This is a genomic window from Mesorhizobium sp. M8A.F.Ca.ET.165.01.1.1 (genome assembly GCF_004792065.1).
Lineage (GTDB): Bacteria > Pseudomonadota > Alphaproteobacteria > Rhizobiales > Rhizobiaceae > Mesorhizobium.
Genome location: NZ_SRTH01000023.1, coordinates 1 through 23,770, shown reverse-complemented (window position 1 = coordinate 23,770; position 23,770 = coordinate 1). Strand labels below are relative to the sequence as shown.

General features: G+C 64.6%; 17 protein-coding genes and 1 pseudogene. 11 read left to right on the top strand and 7 right to left on the bottom strand.

Annotation, left to right across the window (positions count from 1 at the left end):
- Positions 1–90 precede the first annotated feature (90 nt).
- Entirely contained in the window at positions 91–2,007 is a 1,917-nt protein-coding gene (gene dnaK / locus EN808_RS32515; RefSeq protein WP_135918031.1) for a molecular chaperone DnaK, read from the bottom strand.
- Between the two features lie 490 nt (positions 2,008–2,497).
- Here dnaK and EN808_RS32510 point away from each other — a divergent pair, with 490 nt between their 5' ends.
- The 5 genes from EN808_RS32510 (at position 2,498) to EN808_RS32490 (ending at position 12,073) form a co-directional block, all read left to right on the top strand.
- The gene (locus EN808_RS32510) at positions 2,498–4,462 is read left to right on the top strand and encodes a hypothetical protein (protein ID WP_135918030.1); all 1,965 of its coding nucleotides are present in this window, start codon (positions 2,498–2,500) and stop codon (positions 4,460–4,462) included.
- A gap of 10 nt (positions 4,463–4,472) precedes the next feature.
- Complete coding sequence (locus EN808_RS32505) at positions 4,473–8,333, top strand: hypothetical protein (RefSeq protein ID WP_135918029.1); 3,861 nt, start codon at positions 4,473–4,475, stop codon at positions 8,331–8,333.
- A gap of 220 nt (positions 8,334–8,553) precedes the next feature.
- Positions 8,554–9,231 (top strand): ribulose-phosphate 3-epimerase, encoded by a 678-nt coding sequence (gene rpe / locus EN808_RS32500; RefSeq protein ID WP_135883825.1) that lies wholly within the window; start codon positions 8,554–8,556, stop codon positions 9,229–9,231.
- Between the two features lie 390 nt (positions 9,232–9,621).
- Positions 9,622–10,368, top strand: coding sequence for a GntR family transcriptional regulator (locus tag EN808_RS32495; protein ID WP_127275346.1), 747 nt, complete (start codon positions 9,622–9,624; stop codon positions 10,366–10,368).
- A 178-nt stretch (positions 10,369–10,546) separates the two neighbouring features.
- Positions 10,547–12,073 (top strand): malonyl-CoA synthase, encoded by a 1,527-nt coding sequence (locus EN808_RS32490; protein ID WP_135918028.1) that lies wholly within the window; start codon positions 10,547–10,549, stop codon positions 12,071–12,073.
- A gap of 31 nt (positions 12,074–12,104) precedes the next feature.
- Here the strand turns inward: EN808_RS32490 and EN808_RS32485 are convergent, their stop codons facing one another.
- Genes EN808_RS32485 through EN808_RS32465 form a run of 5 tightly spaced genes read right to left on the bottom strand, consistent with a single transcriptional unit; the run spans position 12,105 to position 17,085 of the window.
- Complete coding sequence (locus tag EN808_RS32485; protein WP_135918027.1) at positions 12,105–13,217, bottom strand: NAD(P)/FAD-dependent oxidoreductase; 1,113 nt, start codon at positions 13,215–13,217, stop codon at positions 12,105–12,107.
- A gap of 10 nt (positions 13,218–13,227) precedes the next feature.
- Positions 13,228–14,400, bottom strand: coding sequence for an N-acetylglucosamine-6-phosphate deacetylase (gene nagA / locus EN808_RS32480; RefSeq protein WP_135918026.1), 1,173 nt, complete (start codon positions 14,398–14,400; stop codon positions 13,228–13,230).
- Entirely contained in the window at positions 14,397–15,431 is a 1,035-nt protein-coding gene (locus EN808_RS32475; protein WP_135918025.1) for an SIS domain-containing protein, read from the bottom strand. Before EN808_RS32475 ends, nagA begins: the two co-directional genes overlap by 4 nt.
- The gene (locus tag EN808_RS32470; protein WP_127275351.1) at positions 15,428–16,210 is read right to left on the bottom strand and encodes a GntR family transcriptional regulator; all 783 of its coding nucleotides are present in this window, start codon (positions 16,208–16,210) and stop codon (positions 15,428–15,430) included. The genes EN808_RS32475 and EN808_RS32470 overlap by 4 nt, the downstream gene beginning before the upstream one ends.
- The gene (locus EN808_RS32465; RefSeq protein WP_135918024.1) at positions 16,207–17,085 is read right to left on the bottom strand and encodes an N-acetylglucosamine kinase; all 879 of its coding nucleotides are present in this window, start codon (positions 17,083–17,085) and stop codon (positions 16,207–16,209) included. Before EN808_RS32465 ends, EN808_RS32470 begins: the two co-directional genes overlap by 4 nt.
- 198 nt (positions 17,086–17,283) lie before the next feature.
- Here EN808_RS32465 and EN808_RS32460 point away from each other — a divergent pair, with 198 nt between their 5' ends.
- From EN808_RS32460 to EN808_RS32435, 6 genes are all read left to right on the top strand, one after another.
- Complete coding sequence (locus tag EN808_RS32460; protein ID WP_135918023.1) at positions 17,284–18,243, top strand: N-acetylmuramic acid 6-phosphate etherase; 960 nt, start codon at positions 17,284–17,286, stop codon at positions 18,241–18,243.
- Between the two features lie 2 nt (positions 18,244–18,245).
- Positions 18,246–19,505 (top strand): ABC transporter substrate-binding protein, encoded by a 1,260-nt coding sequence (locus EN808_RS32455; protein ID WP_135918022.1) that lies wholly within the window; start codon positions 18,246–18,248, stop codon positions 19,503–19,505.
- 234 nt (positions 19,506–19,739) lie between these two features.
- The gene (locus EN808_RS32450; RefSeq protein WP_127275355.1) at positions 19,740–20,669 is read left to right on the top strand and encodes a sugar ABC transporter permease; all 930 of its coding nucleotides are present in this window, start codon (positions 19,740–19,742) and stop codon (positions 20,667–20,669) included.
- Between the two features lie 10 nt (positions 20,670–20,679).
- Positions 20,680–21,519 carry a carbohydrate ABC transporter permease gene (locus EN808_RS32445; RefSeq protein WP_127871135.1) on the top strand — a complete coding sequence of 280 codons (840 nt, stop codon included), beginning with the start codon at positions 20,680–20,682 and terminating at the stop codon, positions 21,517–21,519.
- Positions 21,516–22,577, top strand: a complete 1,062-nt coding sequence (locus tag EN808_RS32440; protein WP_135862823.1) for a Gfo/Idh/MocA family oxidoreductase — start codon at positions 21,516–21,518, stop codon at positions 22,575–22,577. Before EN808_RS32445 ends, EN808_RS32440 begins: the two co-directional genes overlap by 4 nt.
- A gap of 15 nt (positions 22,578–22,592) precedes the next feature.
- Positions 22,593–23,591: an ABC transporter ATP-binding protein gene (locus tag EN808_RS32435; protein ID WP_135918021.1), complete on the top strand. Its 999-nt coding sequence runs from the start codon at positions 22,593–22,595 to the stop codon at positions 23,589–23,591.
- A 73-nt stretch (positions 23,592–23,664) separates the two neighbouring features.
- Here EN808_RS32435 and EN808_RS37390 read toward each other — a convergent pair.
- Positions 23,665–23,770 (bottom strand): annotated as a pseudogene (locus EN808_RS37390) (IS110 family transposase); the annotation flags it as partial.

Genomic DNA, 23,770 nt, shown 5'->3' with positions numbered 1-23,770 from the left:
TGTCCGGGTTTTTCTGTTATTTTTTCCGCGAGGGTTGCAAAAAAGCCCGGCCTGCGCCGGGCTTTTCGCATTATCTTGCCGTCAGGCCGTTCAGGCCGACTTCTTCTTGTCGTCGTTCTCGTCGATTTCCTCGAAATCGGCATCGACCACGTCGGAGTCCTTGGCTGCATCCGCCTTGGCGTCGGCTTCCGCCGCTTCCTTCTGCGAGGCCTCGTACATGGCCTGGCCAAGCTTCATGGAAGCTTCGGCGAGCGTCTGGCTCTTGGCCTCGATGTCGGCCGGGTCGTCGCCCTCCGCAGCGGTCTTGAGCGCCGCGATCGCGTCCGAAATCGCCGTGCGCTCGGCCTCGGAGACCTTATCGCCATATTCCTTCAGCGACTTCTCCGAGGAATGCACCAGCGCTTCGGCCTGGTTGCGGGCCTCGACAACGGCGCGACGCTTCTTGTCGGTGTCGGCATTGGCCTCGGCGTCCTTGACCATCTTCTCGATGTCGGCGTCCGAAAGACCACCCGAGGCCTGGATGCGGATCTGGTGCTCCTTGCCGGTGCCCTTGTCCTTGGCCGAGACGTTGACGATGCCGTTGGCGTCGATGTCGAACGTGACTTCGATCTGCGGCACGCCGCGCGGCGCCGGCGGAATGCCGACCAGGTCGAACTGGCCGAGCGCCTTGTTGTCGGCGGCCATTTCACGCTCGCCCTGGAAGACGCGGATGGTCACGGCCGACTGCGAATCCTCGGCCGTCGAGAACACCTGGCTCTTCTTGGTCGGGATCGTCGTGTTGCGCTCGATCAGCCTGGTGAACACGCCGCCCAGCGTCTCGATGCCGAGCGACAACGGCGTCACGTCGAGCAAAAGCACGTCCTTGACGTCGCCCTGCAGCACGCCGGCCTGGATGGCGGCGCCGAGTGCGACGACCTCATCCGGGTTGACGCCCTTGTGCGGCTCCTTGCCGAAGAACTGCTTCACGATCTCCTGGATCTTGGGCATGCGGGTCATGCCGCCCACCAGGACCACTTCGTCGATCTCGCCAGCCTTCAGGCCGGCATCCTTCAGCGCCGCCTTGCACGGTTCGATGGTGCGCTGGACGAGATCCTCGACCAGGCTTTCGAACTTGGCGCGGGTCAGCTTCAGCGTCAGGTGCTTCGGGCCGGTCGCGTCGGCGGTGATGAAGGGCAGGTTGATCTCGGTCTGCGTCGTCGACGACAGCTCGATCTTGGCCTTCTCGGCCGCTTCCTTGAGGCGCTGCAGGGCAAGCTTGTCGGCCTTGAGGTCGATGCCCTGTTCCTTCTTGAACTCGGCCGCCAGATACTCGACCAGGCGCATGTCGAAATCCTCGCCGCCGAGGAAGGTGTCGCCATTGGTCGACTTCACCTCGAACACGCCGTCGCCGATTTCCAGCACCGAAATGTCGAACGTGCCGCCGCCAAGGTCATAGACGGCGATGGTCTTGCCTTCCTTCTTGTCGAGGCCGTAGGCGAGTGCCGCGGCCGTCGGCTCGTTGATGATGCGCAGCACTTCCAGGCCGGCGATCTTGCCGGCGTCCTTGGTGGCCTGGCGCTGGGCGTCGTTGAAATAGGCCGGAACGGTGATGACCGCCTTCTCGACCTTCTCGCCGAGATAGGCTTCCGCCGTTTCCTTCATCTTCTGCAGGATCATGGCCGAGATCTGGCTGGGCGACTGCTTCTTGCCGCCGGCCTCGACCCAGGCATCGCCATTGTCGCCCTTGACGATCTTGTAGGGGACAAGCTTCTTGTCCTTCTCCGTCACCGGATCGTCATAGCGGCGGCCGATCAGGCGCTTGACCGCGAAGATGGTGTTTTCAGGATTGGTGACCGCCTGGCGCTTGGCCGGCTGGCCGACGAGACGTTCGCCGTCGCCCGAGATGGCGACGATGGAAGGCGTCGTGCGCGCGCCTTCCGCATTCTCGATCACCTTCGGTTCCTTGCCATCCATGATGGCGATGCAGGAGTTGGTGGTGCCGAGATCGATACCGATTACTTTTGCCATTTTTCTAGTCTCTCCGCTAAGCAGGCTCTCAGGACCCGGTAAAGGCGTTCCGATGAAAGCCCCTGTTCACAAGAAATCCCGTCCGGCCACCGGTTGTCCGGCGCCGCACGGCTTGGCGCGTATATAAGAACAGGCGGCATCGCGCGCAAGCATTCTGCGCAAGGCTTCCATGAACCTTTCCACGCCGGCCAGCGACTGATGTCCAGGTGCCGCATGGTGCGGCCCCGGAAAGGAAGCCCCCATGACCAGCAACCCAGAGACTCCGCGGTCTCCGGGACCAACAGGAGCTCGGCGCGACCACCGCCTTCGGGACGGGGTCGATGCGCTGGGCTTTCCGCTGATTCCGTTGACCCTGCGCAGGAGCAGGCGTATCGTCACTATGAGGAAAGCAGACAATTCAATCAGGGAAGAACGAGCCGGACCGCCGCGACTTGCCCTGATTTGTGCGGCAAGTCCGGACGTCTCTCCCCTGGACTACGGGGGTAGTGTCATGTCTCGCATCCGCGGCTCGTTCGTGCCTTCTTCAGAGTTAGACGGCCGCTTGCGCGGTGCCTTGCAGGCCACAGGCTTGCTGGCTCTCGCGCTTGCCGCCAGCCTGTGGCTGGGCGGCGCGGCCAGGGCGCAGGAAACCCAGATCATTTATCCCGGCTCGATGGCGGTCACCGGCTTTCCCGGCACCATCATCCCCAATTTCGACGAGGGACTGCCGCCCGGCGTCGATCCGGTCGACGAGACCTTCATAGACACCTCGCGCGCCACCTTGCGCGTGTTCGACGTTTCGCACCTGGGCGGTCCGGCCTCCGGCCAGCTCGTCTTCACGCCGCCGCCTTTCGAGGTGACCGCAGGCCAGATCGGTGAGGTGTTCGGCCTCACCTATGATGACGGCGTGCGCGACGGTGTGCCGTCCGGCATTCCCAACCTCTATGCCGCCGCCACCTCGCTGCATGGCGTCGAGATCGTCACGCCGGACGCCGACAAGGACGGCAGGCCGGAGCGGCAGCGCCGCGGCACGGCGGGCGCCACCTTCATGAATGGCCAGTTCGGCACCGAAAACGGCGGCGGACCGGGCACCATCTGGAAGATCGACGGCATTACCGGCCAGGTCGCCAAATTCGCCGATATCGACACCAACAGCGGTCCTGGCATCGGCAATCTCACCTTCGATCCCGTCCACCGCCAGTTCTTCGCCTCCGATCTCGACACCGGCCTCATCCATCGCATCGACGCCAACGGCAGACTGATCGACACTTTCGACCACGGTGTCGCCGGCCGCCCAGCGCATGGGCTGGCCCCGGTCGCCGACGATGGCGCTATAATGGACATACAGGGCGCGGCCTTCGACACCGAAGACCCCGACAGCTGGGGCTACACCCAGGATGAGCGCCGCGTCTGGGCCGTCTCCTATCATGGCGGCCGGCTCTATTATTCGGTTGGCGAAAAGTCGGAAATCTGGTCTGTGGGCATTGCCCGCGACGGCACCTTCGCCGGCGATCCGCGCTGGGAACTGACGGTCAAGGCCGACAAGGACTACGCCGTCACCGACATTACCTTCGACAACAGCGGCTTCATGTATCTCGCCCAGCGCGGCCCTGTCGAAAACCGCTATGACTACAGCCGCTTCGCCGATTCCGGCAAGGGCGAGGTAATCCGCTACTTCAGAGAGAATCCCGACGATCCCTCGACGGAATCGGTCTGGGTCGAAGCGCCGCAGGAATATGCTGTCGGCTTCCCGCAAGGCAACGGGCAGTCGGCCGGCGGTCTCGACCTGCAATATGGCTACGATGCCGACGGCAATCTCGACACCTCGGTCTGCACCCAGACCTTGGTCATCACCGGCGACAAATTGCGCGACAACCCCGAGCTTGCCGAAAAGCTCGCGGCTGGCGGGCCGCTTGCCGTCCATGGCGTGCAGATCACGCCCAAGGACCTGGTCAAGCCGGCCAACGTGCCGCCCTTCGGCTCCTGGTTCGTCGATTTCGACGGCTATTTCGAGGATCCCGAAGTGGAAGGCCATGTCGGCGACGTCGCCGTCTGGCATCCCTGCGAGGGCCGTGCCGGCTATTACGAGGAAATACCGGGCGGCTATGAGCCTCCCTTCTACCCGCCGGACTTCCCACCGCCCGGCAATCTGCCTCCGTGTCTCGATGTCGAGGACGTGCAATTCTACTGCACGCCGCGCGGCCTCGAGGCCGATCTCTATCTCCATGACCATGCCGGCTTCGGCGGCGATTCGATCAAGGTCCAGTCCAGGACGCCAGGCGTCGGGGTGACATCACCCATGTCGCATGCGCCAGGCAAGCCGTACACGATCGACATCACCGGCCACTATCCGGGCGACAGAGTGGATGTCGGGCTGTGCTTCTACAGGAAGTCCGACAAGGACAAGGGTGGCTACTACCCTTGCTGCAAGATGACCTTGCCGCTCCGCACCCCAGCCGTCAGCTGCGAACGTTGAGGAGGCAAAGATGACCATTCTTGCCCCGTCCCCGCTCGCGACCAAAACGCAAAAAACCGTCATGGAGACGATCATGAAACCCCTGTCATATGCCAGGCGCGGTGCGCGCTGGCTGATGGCGGCCGGTATCGCGGTCGCCCTTGCGCCCGCATTGCCGGCATCCGCCGCCCAGACCGCCCAGGCAGTCACCAGCCCGGATGTGCAGCCGCTGCAGCTCGACAATCCGCGCATCATCAACCCGGAACCCGGACGTGTCGTGCCGTTCTTCACCAAGACCGGTGGCCAGCGCAGCTGCGACTATGTCTTCTACACCTTGACCTTCGGGCTGCGCGGCAATCCGCAAGGTTTTGCCAATCCGGGCCTCGAGGCGGCGCTGAAGAAAGCCAAGCTCGACTTCAAGGGCCAGCTTCCGCACGGTCTTTCGATCGTCAACGTGACGGTCTCCGGCGACGGCACCGATGCATCGGGCGGGGCCTTGCCGAGTGCTGTCATCAGCAATTCGGCCGGCCCCAACGACACCGCAACGGTTTCCGATTTCCGGATTTCCGCCAGCGATCTCGATGGCTCGGGCGCACCGAACGAACGCGTCATCACTTTCCGCATTACGGCCAAGATCGACCACGCCGCGTTTCCGGCGCCGGTCAATGTCGACAACCAGGGCCTGATCAAGGTTACCTCGGGCCCCGGCACGGGTACCTTCATCCCGTCGCAGGATCCGGGCAAGCCGGATGACGGCAACATCGCGACCGGCGAAAAGACCTCGATCCGGATCGACCTCACCAAATGCGACAGGCAACCTCCGCCTCCAACCGACCACGAATGCTTCAAGGTCGAGCGCGGCACGGTCGACTGCGTGCCCGGCGGCGGCGCCTTCATCTATCACATGCCTGTCGGCCCGGAGATGGGCGGCAAGTGGGTGCAGGTTTCGACGACCTCACCAGGCATCGCCATCATCCCCGACACCCAGAAGGTGCCGGTGGGCGGCGGGGTGCTCGACTGGAAGATCGTAGGCGCTTCACCCGGTGACGTCATCCATCTCATCGTCACCGGCATCGAGACCTATGCCGGACCAAAGGAAGGTTGGGGCCTGTGCTGCACGCAAACCATCGACATCATCATCCCGCGCGACCAGAGGTGCCCGCCCAAGGACAAGGAGCCGGACCTCAAGGTTGAAAAGCATGCAGATGTCACACGTTGCACGATGGGTGGCGGCTGCGTCTTCACCATCCGGGTCACCAATGTCGGCACCGCGCCCTACAACGGCAAGATCGTGCTCGACGAGGTGACGCTGCCGGCCGGCTCGACGCTCGATTCAGGGCCCAATCCGCCCTGGGTCTGCGCGCCGGGTACCACCCCGATGACGTGCACCTATCCGGTGACCACGCTCAATCCGGGGGCCTTTGTCGACCTCAAGCTCGGCTTCAAGCCGGCCGGAGGCTGGCAAGGCAGCGTGCTGCGCAACTGCGCCACCTACAATTACGGCGCCAGCGGCAAGCCGCTGTTCGGCAGCCAGGCCAATGACCGTGGCTGTGCCTCGATCCCGATCTGCCGCCGCGGCGACCGCAACCCGGAGTGCCAGCCGCCGGTCGAGAAGAAGGTCGACCTGATCCTCAAGAAGCGTGCCCGCACCGAAGTCTGCACCGCCGATGGCGTCTGCACCTTCATCATCGACATCATCAACAACGGCACATTGACCTATAACGGGCCGCTGACGGTGATCGACAACTACCCAAGCGGCGCGCCGACATCCTCGACCTTCGGGCCGAGCCCGCCCTGGACATGCGGCCCGAACGGCCCCGGCCAGTTCCGCTGCGACAATGCCGGCATATCGCTGCCGGCGGGCGCCTCGACGCCGATCTTCGTCAAGGCGGTCGTGCCGGCCGGCTACCGGTCCGACACGGTCGAGAACTGCGCCGAGGTCAAGGCCATCCCCGGTGAGGTCGACCTCACCAACAACAAGGCCTGCGCCAAGGAACGCATCCGCCATCCCAACGGCGGCCAGCCGACCTTGCGCATCACCAAGGTGTGCAGCGGCTCGCTCGCCGGTGCGGCCGCGGTTTCCTGCCGCATCACCGTCAGCAGCGTTGGCACCGCTGCCCCCACTGGTCCGGTGCGGGTCAACGATGCCGCCACGCTGGTGTCGGGCGGAGCGCCCGTGCAGATCCAGACCGTCACCCCTGACGGCGCGGAATGGGCATGCGGACCGGTTCCGGCCAATGCGTTGTCGTGCCAGATACCAGGCGCCGTCATGACGCCCGGAACCTCCAGGCACTTCGACGTGACGGTCTCGGCCAATGGCGAGTTCGAGAACTGCGCGCGCGGCTCCTACGGGCCGGCGCAGGGCGACGATGTCGTCTATCCGATCGGCCAGGCCTGCGCAAAGGGCGGCGGTCCTTCGACGATCCGTGTCGAAAAGACCGGCGACCGCGAATGCCGCGTCGGCCAGCCCTGCTCGTTCGACATCACCATCACAAATGACGGGACGAGCCCCTTCTCGGGTCCGGTCCGCATCGGCGATGCGATCGGCGTGGAAGGGCTTGGCCGGCTGGAAGGTGTTGCGGTCACCTCGATCGACCCGCCTTTCGGCTGCTCGCCGGAGCCGACGACCTTGCCGGCCTCCTGCATCGCCAACCTGACGCTCGGCGCCGGCGAAAGCCAGTCGCACCGTGTGACGGTGGTCATCCCCGACGATGGGCGTCTTGCCAACCTGCAGGGCAACGTCAGTGGCCAGAACTGCGTTGGCGTGCTCTCTCCCGACACACGTGTGCAGGGCGGCGGCGATGTGCTGTCCAAGGATGCGACCAACGTCCAGGGCGATCGCGGCAAGGCCTATGCGTGCCATCCCTTCATCATCACGCATGAGGTGAGGAACGAGTGCTCGCCGGGCTTTGTCATGAACGACGCCGGCCGCTGTGTCTGCCCGAAAGGCACCACCTTCCGCAACGGCCAGTGCACGGGCGGCGGCACCAACGTTCTTCCGTTGCCACCGCCACCGCGCTGCGTGCTGCTCGAAGGCCAGATCCGCACCGAGGACGGACGCTGCGTCTGTCCGCGCGGCACGGAGCTGGAGAACGGAAAATGCGTCAGGACCGACAGGCCCGAGCAGTGCACCATCCGTGGTCAGGTCCACGACGCCGACGGCTACTGCGTCTGCCCGCGCGGCACCGAGCTGCGGGACGGCGCCTGCCGTCAGATCCGGCCAAAACCGCAGCAGTGCCGCATCCCTGGCCAGTTCCGCAACGCCGATGGCGACTGTGTCTGCCCGCAAGGCACCGAGGTGCGCAACGGCGCCTGCCGCCCGGTCCGGCCGAAGCCCGAGCAGTGCACCATCCGTGGCCAGGTCCACAATGCGGACGGGGACTGCGTCTGCCCGCAAGGAACCGACGTGCGCGACGGAGCCTGCCGCCCGGTCCGGCCGCAGCCTGACCAGTGCACCATCCGTGGCCAGGTCCACGACGCCAACGGCAATTGCGTCTGCCCGAGGGGTACCGAGGTGCAGGGCAACGCATGTCGTCGACCAGGTCCAGTGCTCCAGCAGTGCGACATACGCGGCCAAGTCCACAACAAGCGCGGCGAATGCGTCTGTCCGCGTGGGACCGAGGTGATCGACGGCGCATGCCGCAAGCCCAGGCAAGAGAGCGAATGCGCGCCGGGCTCGCAGATGGTCAACGGCCAGTGCCAGCCGATCTTCAGGCGACACTGCCCGGAGGGTACGATCGGGCGGTATCCGAACTGCCGGCCGATACGCGGGCAGCCGTCGCTGCAGCTCGATCCGGGCCAACTGCTGCAATTGCTGCCGCAGCGCAGGCAGCAGATCGACCAGCAACAGGATCCGGTTCCTAACAGGGTCCTGAAGCTCCAGCAGCAATAGCCATCTGCGCGATGCCAAACGAGAACCCGCCGGAGCAATCCGGCGGGTTTTTCTTCACGACCCGCGCGGGCGGCGATTGGCGGCCCAGGACCAACGCGCGCCGCCACGTTACCCCTGCCTGTGGAACCGCCGTACTTGCGCCCTCGACAAGTCGCCGGGAGCGCTTTAGGCAGTCGGTTCGGAGCGCCCGTATGAAAAGGGCGCCCGGAAAGGCCGCGAGATGAGCAAAAAAACCTTGATCGCACCGTCGGTGCTGGCATCGGATTTCTCGAAGCTCGGCGACGAGGTCGAGGCGGTGGCGGCGGCAGGTGCCGACTGGATCCATCTCGACGTGATGGACGGACATTTCGTGCCCAACATCACCTTCGGCCCGCCTGTCATCAAGGCGATCCGCAACCGCACCAAGGCCTTTTTCGACTGCCACCTGATGATCGCGCCCGCCGATCCCTACCTCGCCGCCTTCGCCGAGGCCGGCTGCGACGGCATGACGGTGCATGCCGAGGCCGGGCCGCATCTCGACCGCTCGCTGCAGACCATCAGGAACCTCGGCAAGAAGGCCGGCGTCTCGCTCAATCCGGCGACGCCCGAAACAATGATCGAATATGTGCTCGACCGGCTCGATCTGATCCTGATCATGACCGTCAATCCGGGCTTCGGCGGCCAGGCCTTCATCCCGGGGATCGTCGACAAGGTGAGAAGGGTCAAGGCACTGATCGGCGACCGGCCGATCCGCATCGAGATCGACGGCGGGGTCTCGCCGGAAACAGCCCCGTTGGTCACATCGGCCGGCGCCGACGTGCTGGTGGCGGGTGCTGCCATCTTCAAGGGCGGCAGCGTCGAGGCTTACCGCACCAATATCGAAGCGATCAGGACCGCGGCCGACAAGGCTGCCGGCTAACACAGCGCGGTCATCCGGCTTCAATTCCAACACGCCGGCTTTGTGCGATCACCACCCTTCAGCGTAGGCACGCCCGAATCAGGCCGCCCGGGAGGCCTGATTCGGCGCGTTGTTCCTTGTCTTTGCGCGCGACAGAAAAGATGCTCGCACGGGCACAGGAGAAACAGATGTTTCTGCGTGCATACAAAACACGTTAAGTTTCCACTGGTTGTAGAGATATTCGAATTCCCGCGATCGGCGTGCGGATTGGGTATATTTCTTTGTTCTAAAGTACAATAGCGCGATCTTCTGCTTGAGCGGCTGGAGCGTGGCGCTGTATGGTACTGGTACAGAAGGGGAATTTTCGGACTCGAATTGCCCAAGACGACAGTTGGGGACAAGGAGTCGCTTTTGACATACGGAGTTGCCAATCTGAACGACGACGGGCCCGGAGCCAAGAGTACGCTTGCCAGCACGGTCTATCATCAATTGCGTGATGATCTTCTCGCCGGCGCCCTGGAAACCGAAAGCAAGCTGCGCGTCGAGTGGGTCGTTTCCAAGTATGGCGCCGGCGCCTCTCCGGTTCGTGAAGCCCTCAATCGCCTTGCCTCCGAAGGTCTCCTCGGCCGCCATGACCAGCGCGGCTTCTTCATCATGCCGGTCACTGCGGCCGAACTCGAGGAGCTGACGCGCACCCGTTGCTGGCTCGAGGAGCGGGCGCTGCGCGAATCCATTGCCCACCGCACCGCCGAATGGGAAGAACAATTGGTGCTGGCGCTGCATCGCCTGGGGCGTGCCTCACGTCTTTTGCCGCAAAGCAGCTCGTCGCTCAATCCGGACTGGGAGAAATTGCACCGCACCTTCCACCGGGTGCTGATCTCGGCCTGCCGGTCGCACTGGCTGGTGGGCTTCTGCGACCAGCTTTCCGATCACGCCTACCGCTATCGCCAGATGGCCAATGACGGCGAGAGCGTCCAGCGCGACGATTTCGCCGAACACCGGCTCATTGCTGAAAATGCGCTGGACGGAAATGCGGACGGCGCCGTCCAGGCCCTGATCGATCACTACCAGCTGACCGCCGCCATGTGCATGGAACGCTTCAAGCAAGGCGAGACGCCAAAGGCCGCCGCCGGTCCGGGTCAGCGCGCCCAGCGTTGACGGCTGTCTGACCGTCGCGCTCCGCTGTCCCATCTCTCGAATCTTTTCGGTAGACGCCGGGCAGCCGTTTGCGGCCTTGACGGCCGGGCCGGGAAACGCGAACGCTTCGCCGCGTGCCGACCCGCGGCCGGCGTCGACATTGCCGTCACCCACAATTGCGTCACCCCAGGAAGATTTCATGAGCAATCATCTGTTCGATGCATTCCGGTCCCGGATGCCCTCGCCTGGGCATCTGTTGATGGAAACCGATGATGGCCGCACGCTCACCTATGGCGACATGCTGGCGCGATCGGCGCAGCTCGCGCATGCGCTGCTGCAAATGGATGTCGCGCCCGGCGACCGGGTTGCCGTGCAGGTCGAGAAGAGCCCGGAGATGGTTTTGCTCTATCTCGCCTGCGTGCGCGCTGGCGCCGTCTTCCTGCCACTCAACACCGCCTATACGCTGGCCGAGCTCGGCTATTTCTTCGACGATGCGGCACCCCGGGTGATTGTCTGCGATCCGGCGCGGTCGGCGGATATCCGTGGGATGGTCGAGCCGTCCGGTGCCGTCGTGGTCACGCTCGACCGCAATGGCGAGGGATCCCTTGCGGACCAGGCATCGCGCCAGTCCTCCGATTTCCATGATGTCGAGCGCGGCGCGGACGACCTTGCGGCGATCCTCTACACGTCGGGAACGACCGGCCGCTCGAAAGGCGCCATGCTCAGCCACGAGAATCTCGCCTCGAATGCCCGGGTCCTGGTCGAGCAATGGCGCTTCACCGGGGATGACGTGCTGATCCACGCGCTGCCGATCTTCCACACGCACGGCCTGTTCGTCGCCACCAATGTCGTCCTGATGGCCGGCGCCGCGATGCTGTTCGAGCAGAAATTCGACGCCGGCCGCGTCGTCTCGCTGCTGCCGCGCGCCACCGCCCTGATGGGCGTGCCGACCTTCTATACCAGGCTGTTGCAGCAGGAGGGGCTGGATCGCGAGGCTGCGAAGACCATCCGCCTGTTCGTATCCGGTTCTGCGCCGTTGCTGGCCGAAACGCACAAGGCATGGCGCGAGCGTACCGGCCACGCCATCCTCGAGCGCTACGGCATGACCGAGACCAACATGAACACCTCCAATCCCTATGAGGGCGAGCGGCGCGCCGGCACGGTCGGCTTCCCCTTGCCCGGCGTGTCGCTGCGCATCGCCGATCCCGACACCGGCAAGCCGCTTGCCCAGGGCGAGGTCGGCATGATCGAGGTCAAGGGGCCGAACGTGTTCGGCGGCTACTGGCGCATGCCGGAAAAGACCAGGGCGGAATTTCGCGCCGACGGCTTCTTCATCACTGGCGATCTCGGCACGATCGATGCCGACGGCTATGTCCATATTGTCGGTCGCGGCAAGGACCTGATCATCTCAGGCGGTTACAACGTCTATCCGAAGGAGCTCGAAAGCGAGATAGACGCGCTCGACGGCGTCCTGGAAAGCGCCGTCATCGGCCTTGCCCATCCGGACTTCGGCGAAGGCGTCACCGCTGTCATCGTGCGCTCGCCCGCTTCGCGTATCACCGCGGCCGAAATCCTCGACGCCATCGCCGGCCGCATGGCGAAGTACAAGCACCCGAAACGGGTGATCTTCGTCGACGAACTGCCGCGCAACACGATGGGCAAGGTACAGAAGAACTTGCTTCGCGACAGCTACAAGGATCTCTATGCCTCCGCCGAGGCCGGCTAGGCAGAAACCCCGCCCCGGCGAGGACGCCGGTTCAGCTTGTGTACAAGAGTTCGACGACATGGTCGGCGATCGCCAGGCTCGCCGTCAGGCCGGGGCTCTCGATGCCGAACAGATTGACGATCCGGCCCGCGCCATGATCGGCTGGACCCTGGATCATGAAATCGGCTGAAGCCTGGCCCGGGCCGGACAGCTTCGGCCTGATGCCGGCATAGGCCGGCTGCAGGGCATGATCGGCAAGGTCGGGCCAATAGCTGCGGATCGCCTCGTAGAAGACAGCGCTTCGGCCGGGGTCGACCGTGTAATCCACGCTGTCGGTCCATTCGACGTCGGGACCAAAGCGCGCATTGCCGGCAAGGTCGAGCGTCAGATGGACGCCGAGACCGCCCTCGACCGGAACCGGATAGATCAGCCGCGAAAAGGGCGACTGCCCGGGAAGCGCGAAGTAATTGCCGCGCGCCAGCCACTGCCGGGGGATGAGGTCCCTTGGAAAACCCTCGATCCGGCCGGCCACCGCCTGCGCATCGAGGCCCGTCGCATTGACGAAAGCGTCTGCTTCCAGAGCGAAGGTCTCGCCATTGGCATCGCGCGTGTCGATCCGGATCCGGCCGGCTTCGGTCGTCGCGCCGGCAACGCAAGTGAGGAAAGCCAGGGATGCGCCTGATGCCTCGGCGTCGCCGCGCAGCGACAGCATCAGCGCATGGCTGTCTATGATGCCGGTCGACGGCGACAGCAACGCGGAGGCGCAGCTCAGCGCCGGTTCCAGGCGCTCGGCCTCGCCGCGCGTCAAAAACTCAAGATCGTCGACCTCGCAGCGCCTGGCATTGGCCGCGATCGCCCGCAGCCCGTCCGCCTGGCCGGGCTCGCTGGCGACGATCAGCTTGCCGGCGCGGCGATGGCCGATATTGTGTTCGGCGCAGTAGGCGTAGAGAAGCCGGCGGCCTTCGACGCAGAGCCGGGCCTTCAGGCTGCCGGGCGCATAATAGAGCCCGGCATGGATGACTTCCGAATTGCGTGAACTGGTGACGGTGCCGATCGCGTCGGCCTTTTCGATCACCACCACCTCGCGGCCCGACAAGGCAAGCGCCCTGGCGACGGCAAGGCCGACGACGCCTGCTCCGGCGACGACACAATCGATTGTCTGCATGCCCTCTCGCTCAGCGGGAAGCGGCAGCCTCGAACACCTTGTCGCCGCCGATCCAGACGCTTCCTATGCCAAGATCGTCCGACAGCGCAACGATGTCCGCCGCCGTGCCATTGGCGAAGCGGCCAAGCCGGTGCGACTGGCCGATCGCCTGCGCCGGATAGAGCGAAGCCATGCGCAAGGCTTCGGATAGGTCGAGTCCGACGGTGCGGTGCATGAACCGGATGGCCGAGATCATGTCGAGGTCGGCGCCGGCCAGCGTGCCGTCAGCAAGCCGCAGGCTCCCATCCTTGCGGTAGATGGTGCGGCCGTTGAGGGTGAACGAGGTCATGTCGGTGCCGATCGTCGCCATCGCGTCGGTGACCAGCACGATCCTACCCGGTCCCTGCTTGGCATCGAGAGCGATCCTGATCGTCGCCGGATGGACATGGATGCCGTCGGCGATCAGGCCGGCGGACAAGGTCCCGATGTCGAGGGCGGCCCCCGCCAGTCCGGGCTCGCGGTTGCCGATCTGGCTCATCGCGTTGAACAGGTGGGTGACGACACTGGCGCCGGCCTCGGCGAAGGCTTTTGCCGTGGCGTGGCCCGTATCCGAATGGCCGAGGCTGACGACGATTCCGGCCTTGGCCAGGGCCGTGACGCGGGCCGGGTCGACCGATTCCGGCGCGATCGTGGTGAGCAGCACCGGCAGCTTCCGGCGCGCCGCCATCAGCATGGCCTGGTCGGCGTCCGTCATCGGCCGGATCAGCGCCGGATCATGCGCGCCCTTGCGGGCGATCGAGAGATGCGGCCCTTCCAGATGCAGGCCTAGAAAGCCCGGCACCTTTTGCAGCGCTGCGGCTTCGCCGGCGGCGATGGCTGCAGCGGTGATCGCGGGCGTGTCGGTGATCAGCGTCGGCAGCAGTGCCGTCGTGCCGAACGGCGCATGCGCGCGGCAGATGGTTTCGATCGAGGCGACATCGGGATGGTCGTTGAGCATCACCCCGCCGCCGCCATTGACCTGGATATCGACAAAGCCCGGCACCAGCATGCCGCCGCCGGTGTCGATGGCGCGGATATCCCCGGGAAGTGCGCCTTGCGGCAACATGGCCTCGACAAGGCCGTCGCGCACGACAAGGGCGGCACCTTCATGCCAGTCGTCGCCGTCGAAAATGCGGGCTCCGGTCAGGGCAAAACGATCGCTCATACGGTCTCCGTCACCTTGCGAAGGTTGCGCGGCGCGTCCGGGTCGAGGCCGCGATGGCGGGCAAAGGCCTCGACGAACATGTAGAAGGAGACGATCAGCGTCAGCGGATCGGTCAGCGGATGACCGGTGGCGACATGCGGCAGGCGCGTGGCGCGATTGGCGAGTGCCGAGGTGACGAACACCGGCGCGCCCTTGGCCGCCAGGCTGTCGGCGGCTTCGGCGACGGAGGGCTCGGACGCGTCGCGCGCGGCCAGCGCCAGCACCGGAAAGTCGGGGCCGATCAGCGCCAGCGGGCCATGCATGACTTCAGCCGCGCTATAGGCCTCGGCATGCATGCCGCAGGTCTCCTTGAACTTCAGCGCCGCCTCGTTGGCCATCGCCGCCGACGGGCCGCGGCCGAGAATGAACAACGACTTCTGCTTCTCGATCGTTTCGGAGAGCACGCTCATCCAGTCGCAGGCGATCGCCTTGCCGAAATGCTCGGGCAGGCGGGCAAGTGCCGCGAGGAGCGCTTCGTCGCCGGTCGAATGCGCCATCAAGGCAAGACCGGCAACGGCGGAGTTGATGAAGGTCTTGGTAGCCGCGACGCTGCGCTCGGGGCCGGCGAGGATGTCGATCGCATAGTCCGAGGCGCGCGCGAGCGGCGAATCGGCGGTGTTGGTGACGGCGATGGTCAGGGCGCCGCCGGTCCGTGCGGTTTCGGCCATGGCGACGATGTCGGGGCTCTTGCCCGACTGCGAGATCGCGAGACACGCCGAGCCGTCAAGCCGCAACTTGCGGCCATAGATCGAGGCGATGGAGGGGCCGACCGAGGCGACGGCAAGGCCCGCGGTCAGTTCGACGGCATATTTCATGAAGGTGGCGGCATGGTCGGACGAGCCACGCGCCACGGTGACGACGAAATGCGGGTCGCGTTCCCTGATGCCGCGCCCGGCTTCGGCCAGCACCGCGCCGGAGCCGTCGAGCAGGCGGGCGACGGCTTGCGGGATTTCCTCGATCTCGCGCTGCATATGGGTGGTGTTGGAGATCATGGTCGGCCCTCTTCGCTCGGCCCTGTCAGCCGCAGTTCGGCGACGAAATCATAGGCATCGCCCCGGTAGATGGAGCGAGTGAATTCGATCACCTTGCCGCTCGCCAGATAGGAAATACGCTCGATGTGCAGGCCGGCAATACCCGGCGGCACTTCGAGCAGGCGCGCATCGCCCTCGCCGAGATTGGCGGCGGAGATACGCTGCACGGCGCGCACCGGCCGGTTGCCGGTCAGTTCCAGTGCCGCGTAGAGCGAGGAACCGATGCCGGCCGGATCGGGCAGCACGCTGGCCGACAGCGAAGCACGTTCGATCGCCAGCGGCGTGTCGTTGGCGATGCGCAGGCGCGCGACGCGCGCCACCAGCTCGTTCGACGACAGGCCGAGCACCATCATCTCGTCGGGCGAGGGCGCGTAGAGCCCCCGATCAAGCCAGGCGGAGCGCACCGCCATGCCGCGCCGCGCCATGTCCTCGGTGAAGGAGGTGAGCCGCGACAGCGACTGCTCGACACGTTCCATGCGCGGCGCCACGAAAGTGCCGGAGCCATGGCGCTGGACCAGGATGCCGCCCTTGACCAGGTCCTGCACCGCCTTGCGTACGGTGACGCGCGAAATGTCGGCCTTGGTGGCGATGTCGCGCTCGGACGGCAGCGCGTCGCCCGGACCGATCAGGCCGCGATTGACGGCGTCCTCGATGCTCTTCCTGAGCTGCAGGTAAAGTGGCGCACCGCTTTGCGAGGATTGTTTGAGCGCGGCGAAGATCTGGTCGGCGGCATCGCTCATCGTGCGGCCTCCGTCCTGGCGAACAGACGCGCCGCCATCTGAACGGCACCGCCTAGCGCATCGTCGAGCGGTTCCTTCAGCAGGGCGCGGTAGCGTGCCGACAAGCGCGGCGCATAGAGCGGCGCCAGCCCGCCGAGCAGGCAGAGCGGCGCGCCGGCCGCGAGGTCGAGCGCGCCGAGCGATGCCTCGACATCGGCGACCGCCTTGTCGAGGATCCAGTTGGCGACGATGTCGCCTTTTTGCGCGTGCTCGAACACTTTCGGCGCGAAGCCGCCGAAATCGCCCGGTTTGGCGTTGGTGGTAAACTCGACCACGTCCTCGGGATTGTTGCGGAAAACGGCCATCATGCTGTCGGTCAGCGGCGAGGCCTGGCGCACGCCATCATGCGCGAGCAGTGTCTGTTCAAGCAGGTCGCGGCCGATGCGGGCGCCGCTGCCCTGGTCGCCGACCTGGAACCCCCAGCCGCCAATGGCGCGCGATTTGCCATTCTTGCGCGCCATATAGGCTGTGCCGGTGCCCAGGATCGCCATCGCGCCGTCACCGGAACCGACAGCGCCCTCGAGCGCGATCTCGGCGTCGGTCTCGACGCGGCTGGTGCTGAACGGCAGGATCGCTTCGAGCTGCTGCCGATAGGTTCCGACATTGGCGCCCGCAAGTCCGAGAATGGCGGGTGTTTGCGGGATCAGGTCCGGGTCCTGCCCGGCGGCGATGAAGGCCTGCCGCGCCGCATCGACGATGTTCGAGCGGGCGCCGGTGAGGTCGGTGCGGATGTTGGCGGCGCCGCTTCTGGCGCGGCCCACGACAGCGCCGTCCACTGTCGCCAGTGCGGCCCTGCAGCTGGTGCCGCCGCCATCGATGCCAAGCACGAATTTCACGCGATTTCTCCTCCGGGCGGATAATACCAATAAAATACCAATAGCCAAGGCTTAATTTCCGTTTCAAAAAGATTAAGCCGTATTTTATTGAAAAACCTAGGCATTTCGCCGGCTCAACGATTTCCTCTCCGCGAATTCGTTAATGCATGTGGACAAGTGGTATTTTTTTGGTATTGTTCTGGTATTGGAGGAACAGGGATGGCTGAAACGCGCACCGAAGCGCTTCACAGAAATGCCGAGGGGCTGGATATCCAGGCCCCGGAAGCCATCCTTCTTTCGCTGGCGGACGCACAGATCGAAGCCGCCAAGGCCGTCCGCGACGCCATCCCCGCCATCGCGGAGGCAGCCGGCATCATTGCGGCCGGTTTGAGCGGCGGCGGCAAGCTTGCCTATGCCGCGGCCGGCAGTTCCGGGCTGATGGCTCTGGCCGACGCGCTGGAACTGCCCGGCACGTTCGGCATCCGGCGCGACCGGATCGCCATTCTGATCGCCGGCGGCGACGAAGCATTCAAGACACTGGCCGGCGGGCCCGAGGATGATACGGAGGAGGCCTCGACCGCGGTCGCCAATGCCGGCATCGGCGCGGGCGATTGCCTGATCGCACTTTCCGCCAGCGGCACGACCCCCTACGCGGTGCGCGCCATCGAGGATGCGCGGCGACGGGGTGCCGTCACCATCGGCATTGCCAACAACAGGGGTTCGGCTCTGCTGCGGCAGGCCGACACCGCCATCCTGCTCGAAACCCCGCCGGAAGTCATTGCCGGCTCGACCCGCATGGGTGCCGGCACGGCGCAGAAGATCGCGCTCAACATGCTGTCGACGCTGACCGCCATTCATCTTGGTCATGTTCATGACGGCTACATGGTCAACCTCATGGCCGACAACATGAAGCTGCGCGACCGGGCGGCGCGCATCGTCGCCGCCGTCAGCGGCCGCGACAGGCAAGAGGCCGCGCGCCTGCTCGAAAAGAGCGGCGGCGCGGTCAAGACAGCCATTTTGCTTGCCGCCGGCGCCGACAGCGCCGACGCGGCCGAGAAACTGTTGGAAGGGACCGGCCAGAAGCTGCGGCCGGCGCTTTCAGCAATCGAGGGGAGCAAGGGGCGCAACGCCTCTGTTCTCATCAAAACGGAACCTGAAAAAGGTCAACAGGGAGACTGAGCATGACAACGAAACTACTGACGGCACTGCTTCTGGGCACAAGCATTCTCGGCTCCGCCGGGTTGGCTCATGCCGATGACGTAACGCTCAACATCGAAAGCTGGCGCGGCGACGATCTCGCCATCTGGAAGGACAAGCTTATCCCGGCCTTCGAAGCCAAGAACCCCGGCATCAAGGTGGTGTTCGCGCCATCGGCTCCGACGGAATATGACGCCGCGCTCGGCGCCAAGCTCGCCGCCGGTTCTGCGGGCGACCTGATCACCTGCCGCCCGTTCGACAAGTCGCTCGAACTGTTCAAGAAGGGCAACCTTGCCGATCTCTCGGCGCTGCCCGGCATGGAAAACTTCTCGCCCGTCGCCAAGTCCGCCTGGCAGACCGATGACGGCAAGGCGAGCTTCTGCGTGCCGATGGCCTCCGTCATCCACGGCTTCATCTACAACAAAGACGCCTTCGACAAGCTCGGCATCAAGGTGCCGCAGACCCGCGACGAGTTCTTCGCCGCGCTCGACAAGATCAAGGCCGACGGCACCTATATCCCGATGGCGATGGGCACCAAGGATCTCTGGGAAGCCGCGACCATGGGCTACCAGAACATCGGCCCCAACTACTGGAAGGGCGAGGACGGCCGCGCGGCGCTGATCAAGGGCGATCAGAAGCTGACCGACAAGGACTGGGTCGCTCCCTATGAGGAGCTGGCCAAGTGGAAGCCTTATCTGGGCGACGGCTTCGAGGCACAGACCTATCCGGACAGCCAGAACCTGTTCACGCTCGGCCGTGCCGCCATCTACCCGGCCGGCTCGTGGGAAATCGGCCTGTTCAACACCCAGGCCCAGTTCAAGATGGGCGCCTTCCCGCCCCCGGTCGAGAAGGCCGGCGACACCTGCTACATCTCCGACCATACCGATATCGGCATGGGCCTGAATGCGGCTTCCAAGCACGCGGATGCGGCCAAGACCTTCCTATCCTGGGTGGCTTCGGCTGACTTCGCCACCATCTACGCCAACGCGCTGCCGGGCTTCTTCAGCCTGAACTCCTCGCCGGTGAAGATGGAAGACCCGCTGGCGCAGGAATTCGTCTCCTGGCGCGGCAAGTGCAAGTCGACGATCCGCTCGACCTACCAGATCCTGTCGCGCGGCACGCCGAATCTCGAAAACGAGACCTGGGTTGAATCGGCCAACGTCATCAACGGCACCGATACGCCCGAAGCCGCGGCCAAGAAGCTGCAGACCGGTCTCGACAGCTGGTATCATCCGGCGAAGTAAGAGCTCAGGCAACGGAGCCGGCTGGGCGCATGCCCGGCCGGTTCCGGACTACCTGGCAGTTCAGATAGCGATTGTCGGCATCGCCTCTCGGCCTTACCCTTGCTCTTGTTGGGGAAGGCTGGCTGACCAGTCGCAGGCTTTGTTGTTGCCTCACCGGCAAGAACATTCGGCCGTGCATCGAGGCGTCATCTAGCATCATATCGTCTGAACCGAGAGACGGCGGGGACCGAACTCATGGCCGCACAAACACGACCGAAAAGACCGTTCCGCTGGCATATCGCCGTCTTCCTGGCGCCGGCGGTGCTCGTCTATACGGCGATCATGATCCTGCCGCTGGCCGGCACGCTGCAGCTCTCGCTGTTCCGCAACGTTGACCAGTCCCAGGTCTTCGTCGGCCTGGACAATTTCCGCACCCTGTTCGGCGACCCCAACTGGTCGGTCAATTTCTGGAATGCGCTCAGGAACAATGTCTGGTTCTTCATCATCCACATGCTGGTGCAGAACCCGGTCGGCGTGCTTTTGGCCGCCCTCCTGTCCAGCCCGAAGCTTCGGTTCTCGGCCTTCTACCGCACGGCGATCTTCGTGCCGACCATTCTGTCCTTCGTCATCGTCGGCTTCGCCTGGAAGCTGATCCTGTCGCCGCTGTGGGGCGTGGCGCCGCATCTGCTCGATTTCGTCGGCCTGAAAAGCCTGTTCACGCCGTGGCTCGGCAAGGAGCAATACGCGCTGACCGCGCTCAGCCTGGTGTCGGTATGGCAGTTCATCGGCATCCCGATGATGCTGATCTATGCCGCCCTGCTGTCGATCCCCGACGAGGTGATCGAGGCGGCTGAATGCGATGGCATCACCGGACTGTCGCAGTTCTGGAAGATCAAGCTGCCGCTGATCCTGCCGTCGATCGGCATCATTTCGATCCTCACCTTCGTCGGCAATTTCAACGCCTTCGACCTGATCTACACGGCGCAAGGCGCGCTCGCCGGGCCGAACTATTCGACCGATATTCTCGGCACCTTCCTCTACCGCGCCTTCTTCGGCTTCCAGCTGCAGGTCGGCGATCCCAACATGGGCGCGACCATCGCCACGATCATGTTCCTGATCATCCTCGGCGGTGTCTGCGTCTACCTCTTCCTCATCCAGACGCGCCTGCGTCGCTACCAGTTCTGAGGGGCAAGAGATGAGCATCGCCACCCGTTCACTCCCCCGCACCATCGGCGCCCACGCGATCCTCTTGACCTACACGGTGATCGCGCTTTTCCCGGTGGTTCTGGTCATCATGAATTCGTTCAAGTCGCGCGCCGGCATCTTCGGCGCGCCGCTGACGCCGCCGACGCCGAAAACCTTCGATATGATCGGCTACACCACGGTGATCGGCCAGGGCGATTTCATCCATTATTTCCAGAACAGTCTCGTCGTCACCGTCGGCTCGCTGTTCTTCGTGCTGCTGTTCGGCGCCATGGCGGCGTTCGCGCTGTCGGAATACCGCTTTCGCGGCAACACGCTGATGGGGCTTTACCTGGCGCTCGGCATCATGATCCCGATCCGGCTCGCCACTGTCGCCATCCTGCAGCTGATGGTGGCGAGCGGGCTGGTCAACACGCTGACGGCGCTGATCCTGGTCTACACCGCGCAGGGCCTGCCGCTGGCCGTCTTCATCCTGTCCGAATTCATGAAGCAGGTGTCCGACGATCTGAAGAATGCCGGCCGCATCGACGGCCTGTCGGAGTACACCATCTTCTTCCGCCTGGTGGTGCCGCTGGTGCGGCCGTCCATGGCGACCGTCGCCGTCTTCACCATGATCCCGATCTGGAACGACCTGTGGTTCCCGCTGATCCTGGCGCCGTCCGAAGAGACCAAGACGGTGACGCTCGGCGCCCAGCTTTTCCTCGGCCAGTTCGTCACCAACTGGAACGCCATCCTGGCGGCACTCTCGCTGGCGATCCTGCCGGTGCTGATCCTCTACGTCATTTTCTCGCGGCAGCTGATCCGCGGCATTACTTCCGGAGCCGTCAAGTGAGTTCAGAAAGACCCCTTCGTGTCGTCGTCGCCGGGCTCGGCAATATGGGGCGCAGTCACGCGCTGGCCTATCACACCAATCCAGGCTTTGAGATCGCCGCCCTGATCAACCGTTCCGACGTGCCGCTGCCGGGCGGGCTGGCCGCCTACGGCATCCGGCGCTCCTTCGACGAGGTGCTGCGCGACGAAAGGCCCGATGTCGCCTGCATCGCCACCTATTCCGACAGCCATGCCGACTATGCGGTGAAGGCGTTCGAGTCCGGCTGCCACGTCTTCGTCGAAAAGCCGCTGGCAACGACGGTCGCCGACGCCAAACGCGTGGTCGCCGCCGCCAAGGCCAATGGCAAAAAACTGGTGATCGGTTATATCCTGCGCCATCACCCCTCCTGGGTGCGGCTGATCGCCGAGGCGCGCAAGTTGGGCGGCCCCTACGTCTTCCGCATGAACCTCAACCAGCAATCCTCGGGCCACACCTGGGAGACGCACAAGCAGTTGATGCAGACGACCTCGCCGATCGTCGATTGCGGCGTGCACTATCTCGACGTCATGCTGCAGATCACCGACGCGAGACCAGTCGAAGTGCGCGGCATGGGCGTGCGGCTGACCGACGAGGTGGCGCCCATCATGTACAATTACGGCCATCTGCAGGTGCTCTTCGATGACGGTTCGGTCGGCTGGTACGAGGCCGGCTGGGGCCCGATGATTTCGGAAACCGCCTTCTTCGTGAAGGACGTCATCTCGCCCAAGGGCTGCGTGTCGATCGTCATGAAGGAGGGCGTGAAGTCCGACGACATCGACACCCACACCAAAACCTCGACCATCCGCCTGCACAGTGCGGCGACCGGCACGGACGGCAAGTTCCTAAAGCCGGACGAGATGCTGTCCATGGAAGGCGAACCCGGCCATCAGGACTTGTGTGATCTCGAACAGGCTTTTGTCCTCAAGGCAATCCGCGAGGACCTGGACCTGACCCGCCACATGGACGATGCGGTGCGGTCGCTCGCCGTCTGCCTTGCCGCCGACGAGAGCGTTCGCAGCGGCGCAGCCGTCAAACTCTAACGACAGGAAGAAGCCGTGGGCTCGCTAAATATCGAGAATGTGAAAAAGGCCTTTGGGCCGGTCGAGGTGCTGAAGGGCATCGATCTCGAAGTGACGGATGGCGAGTTCGTCGTCTTTGTCGGCCCTTCGGGTTGCGGCAAGTCGACCTTGCTCCGGGTCATCGCCGGGCTGGAGGATTCGACCTCGGGCCGGGTGCTGATCGATGGCGAGGACGTCTCCGTCACGCCGCCGGCGAAACGCGGCATCGCCATGGTGTTCCAGACCTATGCGCTCTATCCGCATCTGACGGTGAAAAACAATATGGGCCTCGGCCTCAAGCAGGCGAACACCCCCGCGGCGGAGATCGACCGCCGCATCGGCATCGCCTCGTCCATGCTGTCGCTGGAACCGTACCTGGAAAGGCGGCCGGCGGAGCTCTCCGGCGGCCAGCGCCAGCGCGTCGCCATCGGCCGCGCCGTGGTGCGCGAGCCGAAACTGTTCCTGTTCGACGAGCCGCTGTCGAACCTCGATGCCGCGTTGCGCGTCAACACGCGGCTGGAAATCGCGCAGTTGCACCGCCGCCTCAAGGCGACGATGATCTACGTCACCCACGACCAGGTCGAGGCGATGACGCTGGCTGACAAGATCGTCGTGCTCAACGCGGGAAAAATCGAGCAGATCGGCGGCCCGATGGAGCTCTACAATTCGCCGGCAAACGAGTTCGTCGCCGGCTTCATCGGCTCGCCCAAGATGAATTTCGTCGACGGCGCCCGCCTCGGCGAGACAGCCAAGAGCATCGGCGTGCGGCCGGAGCATCTGACCGTCGATCCGAAATCCGGCGCCTGGAAGGGCACGGTCGTCCATGCCGAGCATCTCGGCGCCGACACCAATCTCTATCTCGACTGCGAGAAGGCCGGGCTGATCACCGTGCGGATTTTCGGCGTCTACGACGCGGAACCCGGCGCCACGCTTTATGCGACGCCCGATCCGGGGAGGACCTATCGGTTTGGCGCTGATGGGAAGACGATCAAGTAGCGCCCTGACCTTCTCCCCTTGTGGGAGAAGGTGGATCGGCGCGCAGCGCCGAGACGGATGAGCAACTGTGTTTTCAGGCTTTGTCTGGATACCAGGGTTGGTTGTGTCGAAGCATGGCGCTGAGGATGGTCATAATCTTTCGGGCCACGGCGACGATGGCGACCTTTGGTTGCTTACCG